Source organism: Mesorhizobium sp. M7A.F.Ca.ET.027.02.1.1 (assembly GCF_004022985.1).
GTDB lineage: Bacteria > Pseudomonadota > Alphaproteobacteria > Rhizobiales > Rhizobiaceae > Mesorhizobium.
In genome coordinates this window covers 1-2,001 of record NZ_RZOL01000659.1, presented here as the reverse complement: position 1 = coordinate 2,001, position 2,001 = coordinate 1, and the positions used below count along the sequence as shown (strand labels likewise).

Below are 2,001 nucleotides of genomic sequence, written 5' to 3'. Positions count from 1 at the left end.
CCGGCGCAGTACCATGGCGCTCGCCCAGGGCGAATGGCTGAAAGCGCATGAGAACCTGATCGTCACCGGCCAGACCGGAACCGGCAAGTCGTGGCTGGCCTGCGCCTTCGGCCGGCAAGCGGCACGGCTCGATCATTCCGTGCTCTATGTGCGCGTGCCGCGCCTGTTCGAGGATTTGGCGCTCGCTCGTCTCGATGGCCGCTTCCCACGCCTCATCGACAAACTCACCCGCGCGCAACTGCTCATCCTCGATGACTTCGGAACCCACAGCCTCACCGACCAGCAGCGCTTCCATCTGTTCGAAATCGTCGAGGAACGCTATCGCCGCAAATCCACCCTGATCACCGCCCAGGTCCCGGTGGCCAGATGGCATGACCTGATCGCAGACCCCACCGTCGCCGACGCCATTCTCGACCGGATCGTGCACAACGCCCACCGCATCGTGCTCCAGGGCGACAGCATGCGAAAGCAAAAGGCCGCGCCCCTCTTGACCGGCGCCGAAAACGGCGAAATCAATCATCCATGAACGCAACAAGGCACCCAAGGACCGACGCCGCCAGACTGTCCCGACATTAGCGAAACCACTGTCCGGGAATTAGCGGAACCCCTGTCCGGCTTTTGCGAAATACGCACACTTAATTTGATAATCGAGCCCGGCCATTGGCATTTAATGTGACAATCAATGTCAACACCTTATCGGCCTCGTATTCTCGAAGACGGCTTATGGAATTCAATGGATGCACGGTCTTTCGCCAATACGATAGCATCTAATTTGAGAATCCGAACTTCCCTATTCTCAAATTAGATGCAAATCCTGGTCGAAACGACTGCATTCTTACAATTAAACGACACTTTGGTTGGAATCGCGGCCGGCTTCACGTCGGAATCCGCAGCCTGGCGCATGGGTCACGCCCTGCGGCTGATGGCGGCGGGGGAAAACATGCTCGATGGCACGGTCGAGATCGACCATTTTCACCCCGGGGGGAAGTCCCCGAAAACGGCCGGATCACCCACCTCCGGGACGGGGCCGAGCAAGGTCACCGAATGTCGGCCGTGAATACGCCAAGCCGATTACATTGTTGGAAATAAGTAACTCGAGAGAAAACGTGCAATTTGCCTTCGACACGTGTCCTACTCGCGCAGAGATATCAATTTCCACGTCCTGGAATTCAAGGAACTGATTGTACAGTGGAAAATACGCCTTATATACTGCCTCCTTCAAAACGAAGAGATCCCGCCGCTTGAGCAGATGTAGATCGTACATGCGTTGTTCGTTAGGGGTGGCAATCAATTCGATCAGGTTCTCCGGCAGAGGTTCATTAGGCTCAATGTCGATGCCGAGAGCCGCAATTCTTTTCGTCCCTGCAATGGCGGCGGCTGCTACGGTATCGTAGTGCGCCAAAGATCCGACGATGCCGGGTGGCCAGATCGGAACACCAGAGCGCGTCTTTGGGATCGGCAGTTGTGGGAATCCCAGTTGCCCAAGGAGTGTTCTGGCGACTACTCTTGCAGCACCGCTTTGGCGGCGAACTTTGGTAACAGCGCGTCCCAACGAGGTAACTTCGGAATCGTACAAAGTGGATTCGTCGCCCGGTTCTATTGGACGGATGCCGACGAGGATGTTCTGTTGATCAATGGTGATAGTCTCCATTCTATCTGGTCCCTTTGAGCTTTTCGGATGAGAAGCTCAGCCAATGCAGCTTGGCCTTGAAATCAAATTGCCCGACTCGGTCGTCGATCAGCAGCGGCGGCAGACCACATATGCTTCCCATCTTTGGATCACCGAGCCAGAACTCTCCGACATTTGGCGATTGTCGCGATCCCAGACTGCCAGAACCTTCGGTGCAGTTCGCTAGGAATCTTTTTCAAGAACCCCGGTTAAAGGTGTAGAAATAGCTCGGGCCAGAGCCTTGCGGTTTTCCATAACACTCATCATCGTCACGTGGTCGCCTACAATCGGTACGGCAGTAATAGCCTCCGGACTCAAGACCCGGTCCCAGC

2 protein-coding genes and 1 pseudogene are annotated in these 2,001 nt (G+C 55.8%); 2 read left to right on the top strand and 1 reads right to left on the bottom strand.

Annotated elements, in window-relative coordinates; translation table 11 throughout:
- Both EN749_RS34810 and EN749_RS34805 read left to right on the top strand, forming a co-directional pair.
- Window positions 1-526 (top strand): ATP-binding protein (locus tag EN749_RS34810; protein ID WP_128364871.1); only part of this gene is annotated, 526 nt, incomplete at its 5' end.
- Between the two features lie 354 nt (window positions 527-880).
- Window positions 881-1,031: pseudogene (locus EN749_RS34805) on the top strand (IS1595 family transposase); the annotation flags it as partial.
- Here EN749_RS34805 and EN749_RS34800 read toward each other — a convergent pair.
- The gene (locus EN749_RS34800) at window positions 1,007-1,651 is read right to left on the bottom strand and encodes a 4'-phosphopantetheinyl transferase superfamily protein (protein WP_128364870.1); all 645 of its coding nucleotides are present in this window, start codon (window positions 1,649-1,651) and stop codon (window positions 1,007-1,009) included. The pseudogene EN749_RS34805 and the gene EN749_RS34800 sit on opposite strands and share 25 nt — an antisense overlap.
- Window positions 1,652-2,001 lie beyond the last annotated feature (350 nt).

What these genes read in the sequence shown, in the direction of transcription:
- EN749_RS34800 (WP_128364870.1), bottom strand. Translation starts at nt 1,651, where the DNA reads ATGGAGACTATCACCATTGATCAACAGAACATCCTCGTCGGCATCCGT.